Raw genomic sequence first — 21,966 nt, 5'->3', positions numbered from 1 at the left:
CTGCACGTGACGAACACCGACGCGAACACCAACGAAGCCAAACTGCTCGACTACCTCAAGCGGGCCACGACCGACCTGCGGGAGAGCCGCCGCCGTCTCGCCGAGGCCGAGGCCAAGGACCGCGAGCCGATCGCGATCATCGGCATGAGCTGCCGCTTCCCCGGCGGCGCCGACACCCCGGAAGGCCTCTGGGACCTCGTCGCCCGCGGCGGGCACGGCCGCTCCGGCTTCCCCGTCAACCGCGGCTGGGACCTCGACGCCCTCTTCGACGAGAGCCGCGGGGAGGCGGGCACCTCCTCCGTGCGGGAGGGCGGCTTCCTCCACGAGGCCGTCGACTTCGACGCCGAGTTCTTCGGGATCTCGCCGCGCGAGGCCCTGGCGATGGACTCCCAGCAGCGCCTGCTGCTCGAAGCCTCCTGGGAGGCCTTCGAGGACGCCTTCATCGACCCCGCCTCGGCCCGTGAGACCGCGGTCGGCGTCTTCGCCGGCGTCATCCACCACGACTACGTGACGAGGCTGGCCCACGCCCCCGACGACTTCGGCGGCCTCCTCAGCACCGGCAGCGCGGGCAGCGTCGCCTCGGGCCGGATCTCGTACACCCTCGGCTTCGAGGGCCCGGCGGTGACCGTGGACACGGCCTGCTCCTCGTCCCTGGTGGCGCTCCACCTGGCGGTGCAGTCGCTGCGCAAGGGCGAGTGCACGATGGCGCTCGCCGGCGGCGTCACGGTGATGTCCTCACCGGGCGCGTTCGTGGAGTTCAGCCGTCAGCGCGGCCTGGCGCTGGACGGCCGCTGCAAGTCGTTCGCGGAGGGCGCGGACGGCACGGCGTGGGGCGAGGGCGTCGGCATGCTGCTGGTGGAGCGGTTGTCGGACGCGGTCCGCAACGGTCACCGGGTGCTCGCGGTGGTCCGTGGCTCTGCGGTGAACCAGGACGGCGCGAGCAACGGTCTGACCGCTCCGAACGGCCCGTCGCAGCAGCGCGTCATCCGGCAGGCGCTCGACAGCGCCGGTCTGACGGCGGCCGACGTCGACGCCGTCGAGGCGCACGGCACCGGTACCAAGCTGGGCGACCCGATCGAGGCGCAGGCGCTGCTCGCCACCTACGGCCAGGACCGTCCCGAGGGGCACCCCCTGTGGCTGGGTTCGGTGAAGTCGAACATCGGCCACACGCAGGCCGCCGCCGGTGTGGCGGGCGTCATCAAGATGGTGCAGGCGATGCGCCACGGCGTCCTGCCGAAGACCCTGAACGTCGAGGAGCCCTCCTCGCGGATCGACTGGACGATGGGCGCGGTCGAGCTGCTGACCGAGGAGCGGGAGTGGCCGCGGGCCGAGCGCCCGCGCCGGGCCGCCGTCTCCTCCTTCGGCATGAGCGGCACCAACGCCCACGTCATCCTCGAAGAGCCGGCGGACGAGGCCGCGGCAGGGGAAGCCCTCCCGGCGGAGGCGCCCGCCGGGACGGCGGGGACCCCCGTCGTGCCCTGCCCGATCTCCGGCCGCACCGAAGAGGCCCTGGTCGCCCAGGCCGTACGCCTGCGCGACCACCTCGACCGGGGCGACGCCCCCGCCCGCCTCGCCGACATCGGCCACACCCTCGCCACCGGACGGGCGGCCTTCGAGCACCGGGCCGTGCTCATGGCCGCCGACCACGAGGAACTCCGCGCCCGTCTCGACGCGCTCGTCGCGGGAGAGCCCGCCGAGGGACTCGTCCGGGGCACCGCGACCGCCGACCCGGACGCCGGCGTGGTCTTCGTCTTCCCCGGCCAGGGCGCCCAGTGGCCCGCCATGGCCCGGGACCTCCTGCGCACCTCGGCCGTCTTCCGCGAGCGGATGGGGGAGTGCGCCGAGGCGCTCGCCCCGCACACCGACTGGTCGCTCCTCGACGTGCTGGAGGAGAAGCCCGGCGCCCCGACCTTCGACCGCGTCGACGTCGTCCAGCCCGCGCTGTTCGCCATGATGGTGTCCCTGGCGGCGCTGTGGCAGTCGTACGGGGTGCGGCCGGCGGCCGTCGTCGGGCACTCCCAGGGCGAGATCGCGGCCGCGGCCGTGGCCGGGGCGCTCTCCCTGGAGGACGCCGCCCTCGTCGTGGCCCGGCGGAGCCGGGTGCTGGCCGAACTCTCCGGGCGCGGCGGCATGATGTCCGTGGCGCTGCCCGTGGCACGCGTCACCGAGGACCTCGCGGCGTACGGCGAGCGGGTCGCGGTCGCCACCGTCAACGGCCCGGCCGCCACGGTCGTCGCGGGGGAGACCGCCGCCCTCGACGCGCTCTTCTCCCGCTACACCGACGAGGGCGTCCGGGTCCGCCGCATCCCGGTGGACTACGCCTCGCACTCGCCGCAGGTCGAGGCGATCAGGGACCGTCTGCTCGACGTCCTGGAGCCGGTCCGGCCGCTGCGGCCCCGGCTGCCGCTGTACTCGACGGTCACCGGCGAGATCGTGGACGAGGCCACCCTCGACGCCGGCTACTGGTACGAGAACCTGCGCAGGACCGTGCGGTTCGACCGGTCCATCCGCCGGCTGGCCGCCGACGGGCACCGGTTCCTCGTCGAGATCAGCCCCCACCCGGTGCTCACCCTCGGCATCACGGAGACCCTCTCCGCCGCCGAGGGCTCCCTCGCCGACCGCTCCGTCGTCGTCGACTCCCTCCGCCGCGACCAGGGCGGACTCGCCCGCTTCCTCGAATCGGTCGCCGAACTCCACGCGCAGGGCGGCCCGGTCGACTGGCGGCCCGTGTTCGCGGACCACCGGGCCCGGCCGGTCGACCTGCCCACCTACGCCTTCCGGCACCGGCCGTACTGGCTGGAGGACGGCGTGCCGGCCGGCGGCGCGGGCCCGTCCGGGACGACCCCCACCGGCCACCCGCTCGCCGCCGCGCTCCTGGAGCTCCCCGAGGCCGGGGCGCTGCTCCTCACCGGCACGGTCTCCGCGCGCGCCCACGCGTGGCTCGCCGACCACACGGTGTCCGGGACGACGGCCCTGCCGTCCGCCGCGCTCGTCGACGCGGCGCTGCTGGTCGCGGCCCGGGCGGGCTGCCCGCACGTCGAGGAGCTGACCGTCGAGTCGCTCCCGCCGCTCGCGGAGACCGGCGCCCTCGCCGTCCAGTTCCTCGCGGAGGCCCCCGACGGCACCGGCCGGCGCAGGCTCACCGGGCTGTCCCGGCCCGACGGCGCCCCCGAGGACGAGCCCTGGACCCGCCGGTTCACCGCCGTCCTGTCCCCGGAGGCCCCGGAGGCCGCCTTCGACCTGACGGCCTGGCCGCCCGCCGGCGCCACCGCCGTCGACCCCGACGAGCTGTACGACCGGCTCGCCGGCACCGGCGTCTCCCACGGCCCCGCCTTCCGCGCCGTCACCCGCGCCTGGCACCGGGGCGAGGAGTACTTCGCGGAGGTGGCCCTGCCGTCCGTCCTCGGGGACGACACGACGGCGTTCCCCCTGCACCCGGTCCTCCTGGACGCCGCCCTCCACCCGGCCCTCGCGACCGCCGGGGAACCGCTCCAGGCGGTGGCGTGGCACGGGGCCACCCTGTACGCGACCGGTGCCCGGTTCCTGCGCGTCCGCGCCGAGCGGCTCCCGGACGGCTCCCTGACGGTCGAGCTCGCCGACGCCGTGGGCGCGCCGGTCGCCGAGGTCCGCGGCGTACGGACGGCCGCCGCGCCCCTCGCCGGGGCCCGCGCCACCGCACCCCTGCTGCGCCCGGTCTGGGAGGCCGTCGCGAACCCGTCCGGGTCCGACGACTCCCGCCGCTGGGCCCTGCTCGGCGCCCTCGGCGCCGGTGCCTCCCGCTTCCGGGAGTGGGAGCACGCCGGCCTCGGCGCCGGCGCGTACCCGGACCTGGCCGCGCTGCTGGCCGTGACCGCGGAGGGCCCGGGCGTGCCCGGCGTCGTCCTGGCCGAGCACGTGCCCCCGGCGGACCCGGTCGACGGCCGGACGGTGCTGGCCGAGGTCGCCCGCGCGAGGGAACTGCTCCACGGCTGGCTGGCCGAGGAGCGGTGCGCGGACTCCCTGCTGGTGGTGGCGACCAGGGGGGCGGAGACCGTCGCCCCCGGGGACCCGCTGCCCGACCCGTACGCCGCCGCCGTGCGCGGTCTCGTCCGGGCCGTCCAGGCCGCCCACCCCGGCCGGGTCGTCCTGGTGGACCTCGACGACGGCGACACGAGCCGCAAGACGCTCCCCCAGGCGCTGGCCACCGGTGAGCCGGACCTCGCCCTCAGGGACGGGGCGGCGAGCGCCCGCCGCCTGGTGAGGACCGACGGCCCCGACACCGCCGACGTCCCGGCCACGCCGGACACGACCGTGCGGATCGTCGACGCGGACCGGGGCGAGGGGGGCTCCGACGCCGCTCTGGCCGCCGAGGTCGACGCGGCCCTCGGTCTCGACACGGCCCCCGGGCAGGGCGTGCTGTTCGTGACCCCGATCGGCGGCGTCCTGGGCGCGTCCGGCGAACACTCCGCCGTCCTCGGCGCGTTCCTCGCCGCCCTGGCGCGGCGGCGCCGGGCGGACGGACTGCCGACGGCGCTCGTCGGCTGGGGGGCGGACCGGGGCGGCGCGCCGCTCGGGCTGGCCGCCCACCCGGGCGAGGCTGACGCGCGGCTGCTCTCCGTCGCCGGGGACGGGGCCGTTCTCGTCGGCGCCCGCCCGGACGGCCGGGCGCTGCGCGCGGCCGGCGCGGAGGTTCCCGCGCTGCTCGGCGGGCTGATCCCCGCGCAGCCGCGGCGGGCCGCCGACCCGACCGCCGGCGCGGGCGGGGGCACGCCGCGCGAGCGGCTCGCCGGGCTGCCGAAGGCCGAGCGGGCGGTCGCGCTGGCCGAGCTGGTGCGGGCGCACGCCGCCACGGCCCTCGGCCACGCCTCCGCCGACTCGCTCGCCGTCGACCGGTCGTTCACCGAGGCCGGGTTCCAGTCGGTGGCCGCCCTCCAGCTGGCCCGCCGGCTGGCCGAGGCCACGGGTCTCGACCTTCCCCCCGTGGCGGTCTTCGACCATCCGTCGGTGACCCGGCTCGCCGCGCACCTCGCCGAGCTCCTCGACGAGCGGGCCCCGGGTGGCGACCGCCCGGAGCGGCGGGCGGCGGACACCTTCGTCCGGCTGTTCCGCACCGCGTACGAGCGGGGCCGGACCGAGGAGGCCGTCGACGTGCTGATGGCGGCCTCTCGGCTGCTGCCGGACTTCGGCTCCCGCGACGAGGTCACCGCGTGGCCGGAACCGGTCGGGCTGGCGTCGCGGCCGCCGGCGGCGGACGTCCCCGGCGTCTTCGCGTTCCCGTCGCTGGGCGCGGCCTCGGGGCCGCACGAGTACCTGGCACTGGGCGCCGTCTGGAACGGCACCCGGCCCCTGACGGTCCTCCCGCACCCCGGCTTCGCCGGCGACCCGGTGCTGCCGCGCACCTGGCGGGCGCTGGTGGCCGCCCAGGCGCGGGCCGTCGCGGACGCCGCGGCCGGCACCGCCCCCGTGCTCCTGGGGCACTCCTCGGGCGGCTGGGTCGCGCACGCGGTGGCCGGTGAGCTCGCCGGGCTGGGCGTGGACGTGGCGGCCGTCGTGCTGCTCGACACGTACGCGCGCGGGGAGGACCGGCACAGCCTGTCCGTCCTGGCGGGCAGGCTCGTCGACGCCGAGGACGCCTTCCTGGCGCCGGACGACGACCGGCTGATCGCCATGGGCGGTTACCTCCGGGCGTTCGCCGACTGGGAGCCCGCGCCGGCCGGCGTCCCCACGCTCCTCCTGCGCGCGGCCGCCTCCGGTGCCGCACGCGGCTGGGAGCACGCCACCCACGAGACGGAGGCGCCCGGCGACCACTTCTCGCTCCTGAGCGGCGACTGCGCCACCACGGCCGCCGCCGTCGACGGCTGGCTGAAGGAGGTCGTCGGCCGATGACCGACTCCCCCGGCCGTCTGCTGGCCGTCTCCGACCTGCACATCGCCTACCCGGAGAACCGCGCCATCCTGGAGGAGCGGATCCTCCCCACGTCCCCCGACGACTGGCTGCTGGTCGCGGGCGACGTCGGCGAGACCGCCGCCGACATCGAATGGGCCCTCGGGCTGCTGCGCGACCGGTTCGCCCAGGTGGTCTGGGTGCCCGGCAACCACGAGCTGTGGACCCCGAGGGACGACGCCGTCCAGCTGCGCGGCGACGAGCGCTACCGCCACCTCGTGGAGGTCTGCCGGCGGCTCGGCGTGCTGACCCCGGAGGACCCGTACCCGGTGTGGACCGGGGCGGGCGGTCCGGTGGTCGTGGCACCGCTGTTCGTGCTCTACGACTACTCGTTCCGGGCCGACGGCCTGACCCAGGAGGAGGCCCTGGCCGCCGCGTACGAGTCGGGGGTGGTGTGCTCGGACGAGTTCCTGCTGTTCCCCGACCCGTACCCGTCCCGGGACGCCTGGTGCCGGGCGCGGGTCGCGGAGACCCGGGCCCGGCTCGACGCCGTCGACCCGTCCCTGCCGACCGTCCTCGTCAACCACTTCCCGCTGGTGCGCGAGGACACCGAACTGCTGTACTACCAGGAGTTCGCGCAGTGGTGCGGCACCCGCCTCACCGCCGACTGGCACACGCGGTACCGCGCGGCGGCCGTGGTGTACGGGCACCTGCACATCCCGCGGACGACCTTCCACGACGGGGTCCGCTTCGACGAGGTCTCCATCGGCTACCCGAGGGAGCACCGCAAGCGCGGGCTGCCCCGCGGGGTGCTGCGGGACGTCCTGCGCGCGCGGGGGGAGGAGCGGTGATCGGGGCCGTCCTGCCGCCGGAGGCGTCGTGGGCGACGCTGGACCACGACCCGGGGCCCGAGGTGCTCTTCCCCGCCGAGGCGGCGATCGTCGCGAACTCCGTCGCCTCCCGGCGGGCGGAGTTCGCCGCCGGCCGGCACTGCGCCCGGCTGGCCCTGGAGGGCCTCGGCATCCCGCCGGTGCCGATCCCGTCCGGGCCGCGCGGGGAACCCCGCTGGCCGGACGGGATCGTCGGCAGCCTCACCCACTGCGCCGGCTTCCGGGCGGCCGCCGTGGCCCGCCGCGCGGACGTCCGCGCGGTCGGCATCGACGCCGAGCCGCACGCGCCGCTGCCGGAGGGCGTACTGGACGCGATCGCGCTGCCGGAGGAGGCCGCCCACCTCCGGGAGCTGCGGCGCGACCGGCCCGGAGTCGACTGGGACCGGCTGCTGTTCAGCGCCAAGGAGTCCGTCTACAAGGCGTGGTTCCCGCTGGCCGCGCGGATGCTCGGCTTCGACGAGGCCCGCCTCGTCCTCACCGCGGACGGCCGGTTCACGGCCCGGCTGCTGGTGCCGGGCCCGGTCGTGGACGGCCGCGCGCTGACCGGGTTCGCCGGCCGGTGGGCGGCCGGCGAGCACCACGTCGTGACCTCGGTCCACGTGCCGGCGCGCCCGGGCGGGGCCGCGCCGGGCGAAACCCATGCAAGCGAGATCGAAGCAAGAGAAACGGAAGAAACCCATGGCTGAGCTCCCCCTGCTGGACGACCCCTGGCTCGTACGCCACCACCCCGCGCCCGGCAGCGACCTCACCCTCGTCTGCTTCCCCCACGCGGGCGGATCGGCCAGCTACTTCCGCCCGCTCGCCGGCGCGCTGGCGCCCCGCGTCGACGTGGTGTCCCTCCAGTACCCGGGGCGGCAGGACCGCAGGAACGAGCCGTGCATCGAGAGCGTCGACGGGCTGGCGGACGCGATCACCCGGGCGCTGCGGCCGCTGGCCGGCCGTCCGCTGGCCTTCTTCGGCCACAGCATGGGCGCCATGCTCGCCTTCGAGACCGCGCGCCGGCTCGCGGCCGGCCAGGGCACGGAGCCGCTGGGCCTGGTCCTCTCGGGCCGCCGCGCGCCCCGGACGGTGCGCGAGGAGAACGTGCACCTGCGGGACGACGCGGGGCTGATCGCCGAGATCCAGAAGCTGAACGGCACGGACCCGGCCCTCCTCGTCGACGAGGACATCCTGCGGATGGCGCTGCCGTCGCTCCGCGCCGACTACACGGCGGTGGAGACCTACGTGTACCGGGAGGGCCCGGCGCTCGACTGCCCCGTCCGGGTCTTCACGGGCGCCGCGGACCCGCAGGTGAACCGGGAGGAGGCGGAGAGCTGGGCCGAGCACACCGCCTCGACCTTCGCCGTCCGCACCTTCCCCGGCGGCCACTTCTACCTGAGCGAGCACCCCGGCGAGGTGATCGCCGCCCTCGTCGAGGAGCTCGACGACTTCCGGCGCTGAGGGCCGGAACGGGGCTGCCCGGGTCCGTCGGGACCCGGGCAGTCGTTCCGTGGCGCGGTTCCGCTCAGCCGCCGAAGTACCGCGCGGCCACCGCGATGTGGCCCGGAAAGGCCAGCGGTGTGTCGGGACCGGCGGTCGTGACCTCGCTGACCTCCGCGTCGCGGTGGTCGGGCAGTGCCTCGATCGCGGGAAGCACGCCGAACACGGCGACGCACTCGCGGTTGCTGTGCACGTCGAAGAGCCGCACGTCCGAGGGGGCGAACCGCACCCCGGTCTCCTCGCGCAGCTCGCGGACGACGGCCTCCTGCCAGGTCTCCCCGTGGTCCATGTAGCCGCCGGGCAGGGCCAGGTGGCCGCGCCGGGGCTCGATGTCCCGGCGGACGACGAGCAGCCGGCCGCCGGCCACCGGTACCAGGGCGACGGCCACGGGGAGCGGGTTGCGGTAGGTGGTGCGCCCGCAGGACCCGCAGGTGCGCGGCCAGGTGTCGGTGTCGGCGTACCGGGTCCCGCAGTGCCCGCAGTACGTCACGCGGCCACCGCGCCGGCGGTCCGGGACTCCTCGGTGGCGGCGGCCCGGGCCTCCGCGGCGGCCTTCGCCCTCCGCGCCTCCCGTATGACGATCTTGAAGCAGGAGTGCTCGTCCAGCGCCGTGTCCACGAGCACGCCCGTGAACCGGCTCCGGATGACCTCGAACGCGTCGATCCGCTTGTTGAAGAGCACCGGGTCGACGAAGTCGTCCCGCTCCGCCTCGCGCGAGTTGATGCGCTTGCGGGCCTCGATGAAGCTGGCCCGGTTGAAGAACGCCACGTGCGGGGTGGGGAAGTGGGACACGATGTCCGAGACGACCCGCCACTGGACGGGCGAGAAGCCGCTGGAGGAGACCAGGATCTCGCACAGCGCCGAGTACAGGTACCGGTCGACGATGACGGCGTGGCCCCGGTCGAGCAGCGGGACGATCCGCGTCTTGATGGTGTTGAGCCGGTCGCCGGCCACCGCGAGGAACATCGAGAAGATGTCGACCCGGTTCTCGGACTCCGCCGTCAGCGGGTCGGTCTTGTACTCGGTGAAGAGGGCGAGCCGCTTGCACTCGTTGCTCGGCAGCTTGAACACGTGGACCTGGTAGCCCATCTTGCGCAGACTGGCCTTGAGACGCCGGATGTTCGTGGTCTTGCCGGACCCGTCGACGCCGGAGAAGCTGACGAGCAGCCCGCGCCCGGGATGCGCTCCGGTGGCGATGTCGGCGGGTATGCCGGAAGGTGTGCCGGTCACTGGGCGCTCCGGGTGATGAGTGCGTTGATGAATTCCATGTTCCGCTTCGGGTTGAAGAGCAGTCCCTCCGAGAACTCCGGCCGGTGCGCCTTGAAGGACGGGCCGAGCCGTCGGATCAGGTCGAGGAGCCGCAGGAAGCGGGCGTCCCGCAGGAACGCGTCCCGCAGCTCCGGCCGCAGGAAGGAGTAGTACGTGAAGTCGTTCGCGTACAGCGGCTGGGCACCCTCGTAGGCGGCCTCGGTGATCTTGAACGGCACGGCGCGCAGCGGGTTGTCGTGCCAGATCGTGCCGGGCTCGCGGTCGTGGGCCGCGTCCGTGATGTGGCCGCCCGTCAGGAGCCGGGCGATGTTGGACTTGCGGAACAGCTCGGGGTCGCGGCCGCGGTCGGGCAGGGCGGCGATCAGGCCGTCCACGCCGGGGGCCGTGGTGATCCCGTGGATGCTGTGCGAGATGACCGAGGTCTGGTGGTCGCTCGTGAAGACGCCGTCGAAGCGCGGCGGCAGGTTGAAGCGCGCGTACGGGACCTCGCTCATCGACTGCACCATGGAGATGCCGGCCTGGTGCCCGGCCACGAAGGGGCCGTGGATGTTCAGGCCGTTCCAGGTGAAGGCCGAGTTGATCATGAAGGGGAAGCGGAGGAGCCGGCCGGACTCGTTGAGGGGGGCCAGCGTCACGTCGACCGACGCGTACCGCAGGTCGATCTCCTTCGGATCGAACCCGTTCTCCTCCAGGACGGTGCGCGCCCAGTCGAAGAACTCCGAGCGGACGTAGTCCCGCTCGATGAGGCGCGGCAGGCCCGAGGGGGGATCCTGGTAGAGGTACTCGTTCAGCGACAGCGTCCGCGTGTACTCCTCCCTCAGATCCTGCTGCAGGTACCGCACGTTGACGTCAAGGACCGCTTTTGGCACTAGTTCACCCCGTTGGCTCAGAAGGGTCTGGAGGCAGGATCAGGCGGTCCAGTCGAGACCGAGGTCGACGGCGCGGGCCGAGTGGGTCAGCGCGCCGATGCTGACGATGTCCACGCCGAGCGCGGAGAGCTCCGTGATGCGGTCGCGGGAGACGGACCCCGAGACCTCGACCACGGCCCGGCCGTCGATGACGGTCATGGCCTTGGCGATGCGCTCGTTGGTGAAGTTGTCGAGGATGACGATGTCGACGCGGGCGGCCAGCGCCTCGGCGAGCTGCTCCTCGGTGTCCACCTCGCAGGTGATGCGCGTGGCGTGCGTGGCCGCCGCGCGGGCCCGGGTCACCGCGGCGGTGATGCCGCCGGCGGCCGCGATGTGGTTGTCCTTGATCAGCACCGCGGCGCCGAGGTCGGACCGGTGGCTGTGCCCGCCGCCGCAGCGGACCGCGTAACGCTCCACGATGCGCAGACCGGGCGTGGTCTTGCGGGTGTCGGTGATCCGGGTGGGGGCGCCGGGCGTCACGGCGTCGACGAAGGACCGGGTCAGCGTTGCCACGCCGCTCATGCGCTGCGCGAAGTTCAGCGCGAGGCGCTCGCCCTTGAGGAGCGAGCGGGCCGGGCCCTCCAGGGAGACCGCGGCCTGCCCCGCGGCGAGCCGCCCGCCCTCCTCGCAGAGCAGCTCGACGCGGACCTTCGGGTCCAGCTGGGCGAACACCTCGGTCACCAGGGGGCCGCCGGAGAAGACCAGGTCCTCCCGCGCCGCCATGACGGCCCGGCCGACGGCGTCGTGCGGGACGCAGGCGTCCGTGGTGGTGTCGCCGCGTCCGAGGTCCTCGATCAGACAGTGGGAGACGAGCTCGCGGATGACGGGCAGCTCAAGCAAGGTCTTGCCTTTCGGGTAGTACGGGGAACGGGCCTGGATCTCAGGCGCCGGCCGTGTAGAAGGGCTCCGATTCCCAGGTGCGGATCGCCTCGTAGTCGGAGATCACCTGCTTCCGGTCGGAGTGGGAGAGGTACAGGTAGCCGGGGGAGGAGGCCAGGTCGGCGGTGACGGGCGTCGGGGCGCCCACCGGCACCTCGGCCACCAGGTCCGTGCAGGACTCCAGGGAGAGCAGGGCGCGGGCCCACGGCCGGGGGCTGCCGGGGCCGGCGAAGCGGTTGATCAGCGAGACGTACCGCAGGTTGCCCCCGGTGCCCCACGCCGGGTCCTCGGTGCCGGGGCGCCCCAGGATCGCGTCGGTCAGCGCGGACAGGTGCGAACTGCCGAAGTGGAGCTCGGCGACGGCGGGGAGCACCCCGCCGCCCAGCCGGGCGCCGGTCTCGATGAGGACGGGCCCGGACGCCGTGAGCATGACCTCGCTGTGGGCCGCGCCGTCGCGTATCCCGAGGGCGGTCAGCGCCTCCCGGACGTAGGCGTGCAGCAGCCGGGCGGTGGCGGAGGAGTGCGGGACGGGCTCCTCGTGGTCGTAGACCGGCGCGTGGGCGTCGCTCTCGGTCTTGGTGTACCGCCAGGTCTCCACCATCCGGTGGATGCCGCCGGAGGAGACGGAGTTGATGTAGTACTCGGTCCCCCGGAGCCGTTCCTGCACCAGGGCGCCGGAGTTGGGGTTCCCGAAGAAGTTGCCGGAGCCGAGGATGGCGAGGGTGGCCTCGCGGACCTCCTCGGCGGTGGAGCAGAGGGTCACGTGGTCGGAGCCCGCCGAGTCGGCCGGCTTCACGACCGCCTCGCCGAGGCCCTGGGCGCGGTAGTACGCCACGGCCGCCTCGGCCGTCTCGCAGAACTCGCCCCGGGGGGCGGCGACCCCGGCCCGCCGGAGGGCGGCGGCCATCAGCACCTTGTTCCGGCGCGCGCCGGCCAGGGCGGGGTCGTTGCCCCGGAGCCCGAGGGCGGCGGTGAGCCGTTCGGCGAGCTCCACCCCGGACTCGGTGGAGGGGACCACGGCGTCCAGGGCGCCGGCCCGCAGCAGCGCCGTGAACTCCTCGGTCGGCTCCCGGTGGCCGAGGTCACGCGCGTAGGAGTCGGGCAGGAAGGAGCGGGCGTAGTACTCGGGGACCTCGGGCATGGACGTCGTGTGCCAGCACTCGACGCCGGCCGCGTGCAGCCGCTGGGCGAGCCGCGAGCCCGTGGAGTATCCGTCGACGATCAGAACGCGCATGTGCGGGCCCCTTCAGTTGCCCGCCACGAGCGGCCGGGCCGCGCCGTGGGAGCGTAGGAGTGCCTGGGAGCCGGCGGCGGCCAGGAGCGTGGCCGCGGCGAAGAGCAGCCAGCCGGTGGTGCCCGCGTGGACCACGGCGACGAGCAGCAGCGGGCCGACGATGTTGAGGATCGCGGAGCTGAGGTCGAAGGCGGCCAGGTACTGGTCGCGGGAGCGCTCGGGCGCGAGCTCGAAGGAGATGGTCCACCACGCGGGGCCCTCGAACATCTCCCCGGCGGTGAGCAGGACCGCGGCCACCAGGATCGCGGTGACGGCGGCCACCGTGCCGAGCCGGCCGGCGGCGATGAAGAGCAGCGCCGTGCCGGTGAAGGCGGCGGCGCTCAGCCACAGGGCCCGCAGCGAGCGCGGCACGTCGTCGACGCGGCCGGAGACCCGGAACTGGAAGAGGACGACGAGGAGCGTGTTGACCGCCATCACGACGCCGACGACGGCCGAGGGGACGTGCGGGGTGCCGAGCACCCACAGCGGGAGCGCCACCTCGAAGACGAGGAGGCTGCTGCCGAAGACCGAGGCCATCGGCATCAGGGCGAAGTACCGGACGTCGCGCAGCACGCTGAGGTCGAGCCGGTCCGGCGCCTTGGGCGGGGTGGCGGGCCGCAGCCGGTAGTAGCAGAAGGCGCTGGCGAGGAAGGTCAGGCCGTTGACCGTGACGGCGGCCCGCAGCGCGGCCTCGGAGTCCAGGGCCAGCACCCCGGCGCCGAGCGCCGCGGACACCAGGTAGCCGATGTTCCGCAGCGCCCGGTTGGTGCCGAGGGTCGCCGAGCGCTGCTCGGCGCCCACGACGGAGGCGGTGACGCTCTGGTTGAGCCCGATGCCGCCGGCGCGGAACAGGCCCATCAGGACGCTCATCAGGAGGAAGACGGTGAAGCTCTGCGAGAGCGCCACCACGCCGAGGACCGCGGCCCGCGCGACGCGGCTGAGGATGGTGTACGGCCACACCCCGTAGCGCCCGGCGACGATGCCGGAGGGGACGGTCGCGAGCAGTTCGGCGACACCGGCGGCGGAGAGCGCGAGCGCGAGGTCACCGCCGTCCGTCTGCGGCAGCCGGAGCACCAGGAACGGCACGCAGATGCCCGCGAGTCCCGTTCCCATGGCGTCGACCAGCGCGTTCACGGCGAGCAGGCGCTGCGGCCCGGGCGTGCTGAACGCGTCCCACCAGCCCAGCTTGCGCAGGGCCCCCCGTGCAAAGCTCACGAATGTCTCCTCCGGACGACCCTGGGGGTCGTGTGATCAGGTCGTTCGATCAGTGGACGAAGCCACAGCGGACCAGGTCGGAGATGAACTCCCTGACGACCGGGCCCACCTCCTCGACGGTCTTCTCCTGCTTCGTCGCCACCCGCTCGGTGATCTCGGCGACGGTGGCGCCGGTGCCGCACAGCATCCAGATGTGGGCGCCGGTCAGGTCGGTCTCGTAGACGTCGAGGTATCCCTCGATCAGCACCTTCTGGCCGGACCGGCGGGTGTAGATGCCGAGTTCGCGGGTGGGCCGCCAGTCGTCGGCGACCTCGCCGGCGCCGGGGGTCTCCGGGGCGGTCACAGGGCCGCCTCCTCGACGGGGAGGATCAGCTGCTGGATGAGCCCGGCGGTGCGGGAGGCCCAGCGGCCCGGCTCCTCCGTCGCGCCCTGCATGGTGAGCGCGGACCAGACGACGTCGGTGGCGACGGGCAGGTTCTTCGCCACCTCGGTCCTGCGGTGCAGCCACTTGCGGGAGGGCGAGTAGTCGCCGCCCAGCGCGAGCGCCGCCTCCAGGCCCAGGACCAGGCCCTCGCGGGCGGCGAGGGCCGCGGAGTGCTCGTCGCCGCTCTCCAGGAGACCGGAGACGTCCTCCAGCTGGCCCTCGGCCATGAGCTTCCGGTTCTCGGCCAGCCACAGGCCGTACGAGGAGGCCAGGATCCGCTCGCGGGCGGAGCTCCACCAGGCGTCGCCGGAGAGCGGGGCGCCGGCGACGAGGCGGTAGAAGAGGTCCTTCTCGCCGTGGCCGAGGGCGGCGGCCTCCTGGCTCGGGACCGCGGCGTCGAAGCGGCCGATCAGCTGCTCGACCTGCGACACCAGCCACAGCTCGATGTCGGCGCGGTAGTGGCCGAGCTCGGCGATGGCGACGTGCATGCCGGCCGGGTCGGTGGAGACGGTCTGCTCGTAGAGCTCCAGCTGGGGGTTGCTCAGGTCGAGCGGCTCCTCGGAGATCACGTACAGGTCGAGGTCGCTCTTGGCGTGGCCCCAGCCCTGGGTCAGGCTGCCGCTCACGAAGATGCAGGTGGACGGCGCGAACTCGGGGTAGTCGGCGAGCACGTCGTCCAGCGACGGAATGGCGTTCTGTCCGGCGCGCTTCTGCCGCAGTTCGTCCCGGCCTTCCGCGGTCGCCTCCTTGCCGGTTCCGTACTTCAGGGTGAAGTTCTGCTGGTTTTCGGGCACCGCTGAATCTCCTGACAGGAAGGGAAAAGCCGGATTCTTCCGCGCCGGTCGGACGACGCGACGGCCTGCGGACGTGGGACTGTACCAAGCAGTAGCAGGTCAGGCGAGGGGTTACTTGTCGGGGGGCGGTCAGATGCGGGCAAGTCGGCGTTCATTCATGCGAGTTGAAGGCATCTGATGAATTCGGCCAGAAGTTGAAACCGAAAAGGTTTTATGTCAACTCGGCGACCCTTACCCGGAGTTAGGCGCACTAAGGCCATAGAGCGTTCGTGGCAAGGGAATTGCGCCGTAAGCGACCGTATTGCCGGGGTGGTTCGCGGACGGCCCGCGGACGTACCGAAAGCCCGATGCCGCCGCGTGCGGGCGGCGGCATCGGGACGGTTCGTTCGGCTTCGGGAGGGTTACGCGGGGACCGCGACCCCGGCGGCCTCGGCCGCCGCCTTCTTGGCCTCGATCATCCGCTCCAGGCGCAGGACGAGCGGGATGCCGACGGCGCTCGCCGCGATGAGGAAGACCCAGGGCCACACCGCGCCCTTGGAGAGCAGCAGCGTCAGCAGACCGGGCGCCAGCGTCTGGCCGACCGTCCAGGAGAGCTGGAAGACGGCGAGGTACCGGCCGCGGGCGTGCGCGGGCGCCAGCGAGACGCTCAGGTCGTCCATCGGCGGAGCCTGGACGATCTCGGCGAGGGTGTAGATGAACATCGCCACGTACAGACCGGCGACCACCAGCCAGCTCGGCGACATGCTGAGCGCGCCGAAGATGCCGAAGGCGAGGATGTTCAGTCCGCAGGCCGCCGCGACCATCCTGGTCTGCCGGAAGCGCTCCAGCTGCCGGCTGATGATCGTCTGCGTGGCCGCCACCTGCACCGTGTTGAGCACCAGCAGGGTGCCGGCCAGCCAGGCGCCGCGGTGCAGCCCCTCGACGATGTAGACGGCCATCAGCACGCTGTTGAGCATCGCGCCGAAGACGCACAGCAGGTTGAGCGAGACCATCGTCATGTACGGACGGTCGCGCAGCACGGTCCCGTACGAGACCTTCGCCGGCGGCGCGGCCTCCGCCTCCTTCGCTGCCCCGCCCGGCGCCTCCGCGCCGTTCTGCGCGTGCTGCTTCCAGGTGAGCAGCAGGAAGGCGGCGAACAGGAAGCTGAGGCTGTTGGCGACCACGACCGCCTTCAGACCGGTGGTGCCGCCCATGCCGACCGCGAAGGCCGCGATGGCGCCGCCGAGCCCCAGGCCCATGTTCCGCAGGGCCCGGACGAAGCCGAACCAGCGGGGCCGCTCGCCCTCCTCGGCCGCCAGGACGACCAGACCGCTGCTGCTCGTCCAGTACGTGGCCTGACCCACCTGGTTGAGGAGCGCCACCACCACGATCTCCCACACCTGGTCGGCGAGGAGGAAGCCCGCGAAACCGACGGCCGAGGCCACGTTGCCGGCGGCGGCCACGGCCCGGGCGCCGTACCGGTCGAGCAGCGGGCCCACCAGGATCGCGGTGGGGAAGGCCAGGCCGCGAGCCAGGGTCAGGGCGGCGCCGATGGCCGGCAGCGACAGCGTCGTGGTCTGCGCGAAGTAGACCACGATGAAGGCCAGGACCAGGCCGCTGCCCAGGCTGTCGGCGGCGTGGGCGCCGACGAACTTCCCCTTGCCCCGCATCCGGGGAAGCCCCAGCTTGGACATCAGGCCCTCGGGCGCGGGGGACTGTTCGGGCGGATTCGCGGATGTCTTGGACATGGAGCTTCCTTTACGGCTTCGATGAGGGTGGGGGGTGCGGAGGGCGGCGGTCGTGGGGCGCCCGGGTCCGGATCAGTCGGCCGGCTGGGGTGTCCGGGTGTGGATGACGACCCGGCCGACCAGCTCCTCGCAGAGCTCGACGGCGGCGTCGGTGCTCTCCGCGCCGGCCAGCAGCTGGCCGATGCGGTCGAAGTTCTCCGTCACCGGCCTGACCAGGTCGCCGGGGCGGACTCCGGGGTCGACGTCGATCAGACCGGGATGGGCGCGTACCGCCTCCAGGCCCTCCACCTCGACCACCTCGCCCGGCTCCGCGGTGAGGAACCGGGTGGCGGCGGCCCCGCGCGGCGCCGGGGCGTCGGGCAGCGGCGGCAGCAGGCCCAACGGCGCCCCCACCGCGTACTCCTCCAGGTCGACCCCGTGCACGTGCCGGGTGAGGTCCATGATGCGGCCGCCGCCGACCCGGTCGTGGCCCTCGATCACCCGAGGCCCCTCCGGGGTGAGGCGCACCTCGGTGTGGGAGAGCCCGTCGCGCAGGCCCATGGCCGTCAGGAACTCCTGGACGTGGGCGACGAGCGCGGCCTCCTGCGCGGCGGGGATCCGGGGCGGCTGGGCGTGACCCCGCTCGACGCTGCCCTCGGTGAGCTTCTCCGTGACGGCGACGACCGTGTGCGCGCCCTTCGCCGACACCGCCTCCACGCTGAACTCGGGTCCTTCGGCGTACCGCTCCACCATGTAGCGGTCCACGGGGTGGAAGGCCGCCTGCTGGAGGTCGGTGCGGCCGCGCAGCCCCTCCGCCCGGCTCCAGGCCCCGGCCACCTCCTCCTCGGAGTCGATCCGGGTGACGCCCCGGCTGCCCACGCCGTCGACCGGCTTGAGGATCAGCGGGTAGCCGTGGGTCCGGCCGAAGTCCGTCAGGTCCCCGGCGCTCTCGACGGGCGCCGCCGCGAGGTCCGGCAGTCCGGCCTCGGCGAGCCGGCGGCGCATCAGCAGCTTGTCGCGGAACCGGTGGGCGACCTCGTACGAGGTGCCCTCCAGGCCCAGCGCGTCGTTGATGCGCCCCACCGTCTCCAGGGCCGGCTCGGTCAGCGACATCACCCGGGTGAAGCCGTACGCCTCCTGGGCGGCGCGGGCGAGCGGGACCGCGAGGCGCCAGTCGGTGAAGTCGACGAGCAGGGTGGCGTCCGCCGCCTCCACCTGACCGGGCAGCAGCCGGTCCTTGTGCTGCATGAGCACGGTCCTGACGCCGAGCGCGGAGGCCTTCAGCAGGGCTTCCGTCCGGCCGCCGATGATCAGAATGGCGGGCCCGTCCATGCCCCGCTCCTTCGGCTCGTTGCTGGTCATGGTCAGTACTGCCGGGTCAGGTTCTGCCCGATGAGCGGCGAGCTGCTGAGCCGGTTGTTGGGGTTGTCGCCGAGGGGCTCGCCCGCGAAGAGGGTGGCGCGGCGCGCCTCCAGGGCGGCCGTGTGCACCTCGGCGGCGGTGTCGGCGGTGACGACGATCATGGCGACGGCGTCGAGCTGGTCCGCGCGGCCGGAGAGCGGCGCCCCGGGCGCCTTGGTGAGGCGGCAGCAGAGCGCGTTCTCGGGGAAGGTCATCTCCGTCATGACCGTGGCACCGGGCGGCGGGAGCAGCAGCATCTCGGTGGAGAAGCGGGTGGGCCGCTTCAGGAACGACACGTCCGGCGTGAGACCGCAGGCCAGGTCGGTCAGGGCGACCTCGTGGCGGACGTCGAAGGCCTCGCTGAAGGTGACCACGGAGGCGGTGCCGGCGCTGCGGACGTTGAAGTCGATCAGCTCGACGGGGCCTTCCAGCGGCACCATGAACTCGATCTGGGTGGGGCCGTGCACGATGCCCATGGCCGCGTGGATGGCCTTCGCCTTCTCGATGATCTCCGCGCTGCGCGGGTGGTGGTACGGGAACTGGAGCCCCATCTCCACGACCGCGTCGGAGCCCAGCACGTAGCGGCCGGTCAGGCCGAGGACGTGCACCTCGCCGCGGTCGACGAGCGACTCCACGGAGAGCAGCTCGCCGGCCGCCTCCTCCTCCAGGACGAACTCGCCGTGCCGGTGGATGTACTCCTTCATCAGCGGGTTCACGACGGTCACCGACCGCGTCGACTCCGCCGCCTCCCGCAGCTCCTCCAGGGAGGAGACCCGGAAGCAGAGCGAACTGCCCGTGCCGTTGGCCGGCTTGAGGATGGCCGCGCCCTGGAACGGCCACTCGGTCCAGGTGAGGGCGTCGCTCAGGGTGGCGGAGCGCAGGTCCGAGAGGCCCGCGCCGCGCAGCGTGCGGCGCACCGCCGCCTTGTCGAGCACGTGCTGGACGTTCCGCTCGCCGTTGCCGGGCAGCCCCGCCAGCTCGCGCAGCGCCGCCTCGTAGGGCAGCGTCGCCTCGAACGCGGCGTAGGTGCCGACGACGTCGTACCGGGCGTGCAGATCGGTGACGAGCTTGTTGATCTGCTCCCGGTCCGACCAGGAGTCGACGGTGATGAGCTCGTCGACCAGCCCCTCGGGCACCTCGAAGGGGCCGGAGTCGCGCAGCGGGTCGTGGTTCAGGGCGACGACCCAGTGGCCGCGGGCCTTGGCCTCCTTGGCCACCAGCACCATGTGGTTGAGGAGTTCGAGCAGGACGAAGGCTTGCTTCATGGCAGTTCGGTTCCTTGGGGGAGAGGGAGTCAGTCGGCCTGCGCGTAGCGGATCGGCCGGTAGTCGGCCAGCCGCCGGAAGTCGCGGTAGGCCGCGTCGTAGTCCTTGTTGGAGACGAGGAAGGTGCCGCCGTTGGCGAGGAGCGAGTTGCTCTTCTCGACGACGTCGCCCACCCGGACCTTCCACGTCATCTCGACGTCGCTCTCCAGCTCCGGCTCGACGAGCTCGGCCACGGTGCCGTGGGTCTTGGGGACCACGCCGTCGTAGCAGTAGACCTGCTCGCCGTCGTACGGGCGGCTCCTGACACCGGACTCGATCTCGAAGGCCAGGTTGACGAAGGCGATGCCGTAGTTGCGCTGCATCGCGGCCAGGCCGGCCATGCCCTTGAAGCGGGCCGCCACCTCCAGGAAGACCAGCTCGTCGTCGGCGGTCAGGAAGAGTTCGAGGTGGGAGCCGCCGTCCGGCCGCCCCAGCGCGTCGAGCGCCTCGTCGGCGAAGGCGACCATGCGGGCCACCCGCGGGTCGGAGTCGATCAGGTTGATGTCGGCGTTCACCTTGCCGCCGGGCACCTCGAAGGAGTTGACGAGGTACTCGGTGACACCGCCGAAGACGGTCTTCCCGTCCCGGGAGACGATGTTGACGCTGTACATCGTCCCTTCGACGAACTCCTCGTACTCGTACGCCCGGCCGAAGTCGCCCTCCAGCGCCAGGAACTCCGCGAGGTCGGCGACCTTGTAGACCCCCTCGGCGGCGGCCGCGTCGATCGGCTTCAGGATGAAGGGCAGCCCGACCTCGGCGACCAGCTCGCCGAAGTAGCCCTCGGCGTCCGCCGCGAACCGCTCCGCCGCGTAGTGGCCGAACTTCGGCACCCGCACGCCCGCCTTGACCAGCAGGTCCTTCATCAGGCACTTGTCGCGGAAGGGCAGGATGTCGTCCAGGTGCGGGCCCTGGATCCCGAAGTGCGTCCGGATCTCGGCGGCGACCAGCATGTTCTGCTCGTCGTAGCAGTGCACCGTCAGGTCCGCGGGCTCGGTGTCGTCGAGCAGGCCGCCGACGACGTCCCTGGCCTCGGCCAGGTCGACCAGCGAGTACAGCATGGGCGTGGGGTCGTCGAGGCCGCAGCGCACGACGTGGATCTGCTCGAACCAGTCGCGCTGCTCGGCGGCGAGGTTCTCGATGTCGCGGTCGGCGAAGACCCCGATCAGACGGACCTCGGCCGGGTCCTCGAGGAGGTCGCGACGGAAGACTCCGAAGCCCCGGGTGGAGATGATGACAGCGGTCTTCATGAGGTGGGTGACCCGTATCCTGCGTCGGCCGCCAGCTCGGTGACGGCGTTGATGATGATGTCGAGCCCCTGGGAGAGCACGACCTGACTGACGGTGAGCGGGGGCAGGAGCTTCAGCACCTCGCCGTCGCGACCGCAGGTCTCGACGATCAGGCCCCTCTCGAAGCAGAGGCGCGAGACCTTCGAGGCCTCCAGGCCGGCCACGGAGCCGAGGTCGACGCCGTACATGAGGCCGAGGCCGCGCACCTTGGCGCCGTACGGGGCCGCGAGGCGGCGCTGGAGGCACTCCTCGACCAGGGCGCCCTTCTTCACGACCTGCTCGGCGAAGGCGCCGTCCGACCAGAAGTGGCGGATGGCGGCCGCGGCCGCGACGAAGGCGAGCTGGTTCCCCCGGAAGGTGCCGTTGTGCTGGCCGGGACGCCAGATGTCCAGCTCCGGCTTGATCAGCGTGATCGCCATCGGCAGGCCGTAGCCGCCGATCGACTTCGACAGGGTCACCAGGTCGGGCACGATCCCGGCCCGCTCGAAGGAGAAGAACGTGCCGGTGCGCCCGCACCCGGCCTGGATGTCGTCGACGATGAGGAGGATCCCGTACCGGTCGCACAGCTCGCGCAGCTCCCGCAGGAACGGCACCGGCGCCACGTAGACGCCGCCCTCGCCCTGCACGGTCTCCAGGAGCACCGCGGCCGGCAGCTCCACGCCGGAGCTGGGGTCCTCCAGGTGGGCCCTGAGCAGGCCGAGGGAGTCGAAGGAGCCGAGCGGCGACTCGGGGTAGGGGATGTGGGTGGTCTGCGGCAGCGTGGCCTCCAGGCCCTGCCGGTAGTAGCCGGACCCGGTCGCGGAGAGCGAGCCGGTGCTGACCCCGTGGAAGCCGCCGCTGAAGGCGACGACGTTGGTGCGGCCGGTCACCAGCCGGGCCAGCTTCAGCGCCGCCTCGACGGCGTTGGTGCCGGAGGGGCTGGTGAACTGCACGCGGTAGGCCAGGCCCCGGGGCTCCAGGACGAGCTCCCGGAAGACCGAGAGGAACTCGGCCTTCGCGGACGTCGCCAGGTCCAGCCCGTGCATCAGGCCGTCCTGCTGGAGGTAGTCGACGAGCGCTTGTTTTATCGGCTCCGGATTGTGGCCGTAGTTCAGGGATCCCGCACCGGAGAGGAAGTCCAGATAGCGGGTTCCGTCCGCGGTGTACAGCGCCTCGTTCTTCGCGGAGGCGAAGACGGACGGGAAGGAGCGTGAATAGGTACGGACGGCGGACTCGTTCTCCTCGATGGTCGCCGTCGGCGGGATGGTCGTCATCTGCGAAACCTTCCTGGACCCCG

At 73.3% G+C, this 21,966-nt stretch carries 16 protein-coding genes and 1 pseudogene; 4 read left to right on the top strand and 13 right to left on the bottom strand.

Annotation, left to right across the window (positions count from 1 at the left end; translation table 11 throughout):
* Positions 1–24: 24 nt before the first annotated feature.
* From ACFQ8C_RS06960 to ACFQ8C_RS06945, 4 genes and pseudogenes are all read left to right on the top strand, one after another.
* Positions 25–5,865, top strand: a pseudogene (locus ACFQ8C_RS06960) (acyltransferase domain-containing protein); the annotation flags it as partial.
* Positions 5,862–6,713 carry a metallophosphoesterase family protein gene (locus tag ACFQ8C_RS06955; RefSeq protein ID WP_383453051.1) on the top strand — a complete coding sequence of 284 codons (852 nt, stop codon included), beginning with the start codon at positions 5,862–5,864 and terminating at the stop codon, positions 6,711–6,713. The pseudogene ACFQ8C_RS06960 and the gene ACFQ8C_RS06955, both read left to right, overlap by 4 nt.
* Positions 6,710–7,438 carry a 4'-phosphopantetheinyl transferase gene (locus tag ACFQ8C_RS06950; protein ID WP_383453049.1) on the top strand — a complete coding sequence of 243 codons (729 nt, stop codon included), beginning with the start codon at positions 6,710–6,712 and terminating at the stop codon, positions 7,436–7,438. The genes ACFQ8C_RS06955 and ACFQ8C_RS06950 overlap by 4 nt, the downstream gene beginning before the upstream one ends.
* Positions 7,431–8,192 (top strand): thioesterase II family protein, encoded by a 762-nt coding sequence (locus ACFQ8C_RS06945; protein WP_383453047.1) that lies wholly within the window; start codon positions 7,431–7,433, stop codon positions 8,190–8,192. The genes ACFQ8C_RS06950 and ACFQ8C_RS06945 overlap by 8 nt, the downstream gene beginning before the upstream one ends.
* A 64-nt stretch (positions 8,193–8,256) precedes the next feature.
* On the opposite strand, the gene ACFQ8C_RS06940 is transcribed toward ACFQ8C_RS06945, so the two are convergent.
* The 13 genes from ACFQ8C_RS06940 to ectB all read right to left on the bottom strand — a co-directional run bounded on the left by ACFQ8C_RS06940 (position 8,257) and on the right by ectB (position 21,943).
* Positions 8,257–8,721: an NUDIX domain-containing protein gene (locus tag ACFQ8C_RS06940; RefSeq protein WP_383453045.1), complete on the bottom strand. Its 465-nt coding sequence runs from the start codon at positions 8,719–8,721 to the stop codon at positions 8,257–8,259.
* Complete coding sequence (locus ACFQ8C_RS06935) at positions 8,718–9,461, bottom strand: dTMP kinase (RefSeq protein ID WP_383453043.1); 744 nt, start codon at positions 9,459–9,461, stop codon at positions 8,718–8,720. The genes ACFQ8C_RS06940 and ACFQ8C_RS06935 overlap by 4 nt, the downstream gene beginning before the upstream one ends.
* The gene (locus ACFQ8C_RS06930) at positions 9,458–10,342 is read right to left on the bottom strand and encodes a hypothetical protein (RefSeq protein WP_383453041.1); all 885 of its coding nucleotides are present in this window, start codon (positions 10,340–10,342) and stop codon (positions 9,458–9,460) included. Before ACFQ8C_RS06930 ends, ACFQ8C_RS06935 begins: the two co-directional genes overlap by 4 nt.
* A 66-nt stretch (positions 10,343–10,408) precedes the next feature.
* Positions 10,409–11,248 carry a carboxylating nicotinate-nucleotide diphosphorylase gene (gene nadC, locus ACFQ8C_RS06925; protein WP_383453039.1) on the bottom strand — a complete coding sequence of 280 codons (840 nt, stop codon included), beginning with the start codon at positions 11,246–11,248 and terminating at the stop codon, positions 10,409–10,411.
* A 40-nt stretch (positions 11,249–11,288) separates the two neighbouring features.
* The gene (locus tag ACFQ8C_RS06920) at positions 11,289–12,521 is read right to left on the bottom strand and encodes an ATP-grasp domain-containing protein (protein ID WP_383453038.1); all 1,233 of its coding nucleotides are present in this window, start codon (positions 12,519–12,521) and stop codon (positions 11,289–11,291) included.
* A 12-nt stretch (positions 12,522–12,533) separates the two neighbouring features.
* Positions 12,534–13,775, bottom strand: a complete 1,242-nt coding sequence (locus ACFQ8C_RS06915; protein WP_383453037.1) for an MFS transporter — start codon at positions 13,773–13,775, stop codon at positions 12,534–12,536.
* Positions 13,776–13,824: 49 nt separating this feature from the next.
* Complete coding sequence (locus ACFQ8C_RS06910) at positions 13,825–14,118, bottom strand: PqqD family protein (protein WP_383453035.1); 294 nt, start codon at positions 14,116–14,118, stop codon at positions 13,825–13,827.
* Positions 14,115–14,993: a hypothetical protein gene (locus ACFQ8C_RS06905; RefSeq protein WP_383453033.1), complete on the bottom strand. Its 879-nt coding sequence runs from the start codon at positions 14,991–14,993 to the stop codon at positions 14,115–14,117. The genes ACFQ8C_RS06910 and ACFQ8C_RS06905 overlap by 4 nt, the downstream gene beginning before the upstream one ends.
* Positions 14,994–15,394: 401 nt before the next feature.
* Positions 15,395–16,720 (bottom strand): MFS transporter, encoded by a 1,326-nt coding sequence (locus ACFQ8C_RS06900; RefSeq protein ID WP_383453031.1) that lies wholly within the window; start codon positions 16,718–16,720, stop codon positions 15,395–15,397.
* A gap of 72 nt (positions 16,721–16,792) precedes the next feature.
* Complete coding sequence (locus ACFQ8C_RS06895) at positions 16,793–18,061, bottom strand: ATP-grasp domain-containing protein (protein ID WP_383453029.1); 1,269 nt, start codon at positions 18,059–18,061, stop codon at positions 16,793–16,795.
* A gap of 2 nt (positions 18,062–18,063) precedes the next feature.
* Entirely contained in the window at positions 18,064–19,365 is a 1,302-nt protein-coding gene (locus ACFQ8C_RS06890) for an acetyl-CoA carboxylase biotin carboxylase subunit family protein (protein ID WP_383453027.1), read from the bottom strand.
* A 29-nt stretch (positions 19,366–19,394) separates the two neighbouring features.
* On the bottom strand, positions 19,395–20,651 hold the full coding sequence (locus ACFQ8C_RS06885) for an acetyl-CoA carboxylase biotin carboxylase subunit family protein (protein ID WP_383453025.1): 1,257 nt from the start codon (positions 20,649–20,651) through the stop codon (positions 19,395–19,397).
* Positions 20,648–21,943 carry a diaminobutyrate--2-oxoglutarate transaminase gene (gene ectB / locus ACFQ8C_RS06880; protein WP_383453023.1) on the bottom strand — a complete coding sequence of 432 codons (1,296 nt, stop codon included), beginning with the start codon at positions 21,941–21,943 and terminating at the stop codon, positions 20,648–20,650. Before ectB ends, ACFQ8C_RS06885 begins: the two co-directional genes overlap by 4 nt.
* Positions 21,944–21,966: the final 23 nt, after the last annotated feature.

The sequence above is a fragment of the Streptomyces sp. NPDC056503 genome (genome assembly GCF_042794995.1).
Classification (GTDB): domain Bacteria; phylum Actinomycetota; class Actinomycetes; order Streptomycetales; family Streptomycetaceae; genus Streptomyces.
This window is presented reverse-complemented; position numbering and strand designations above follow the sequence as displayed.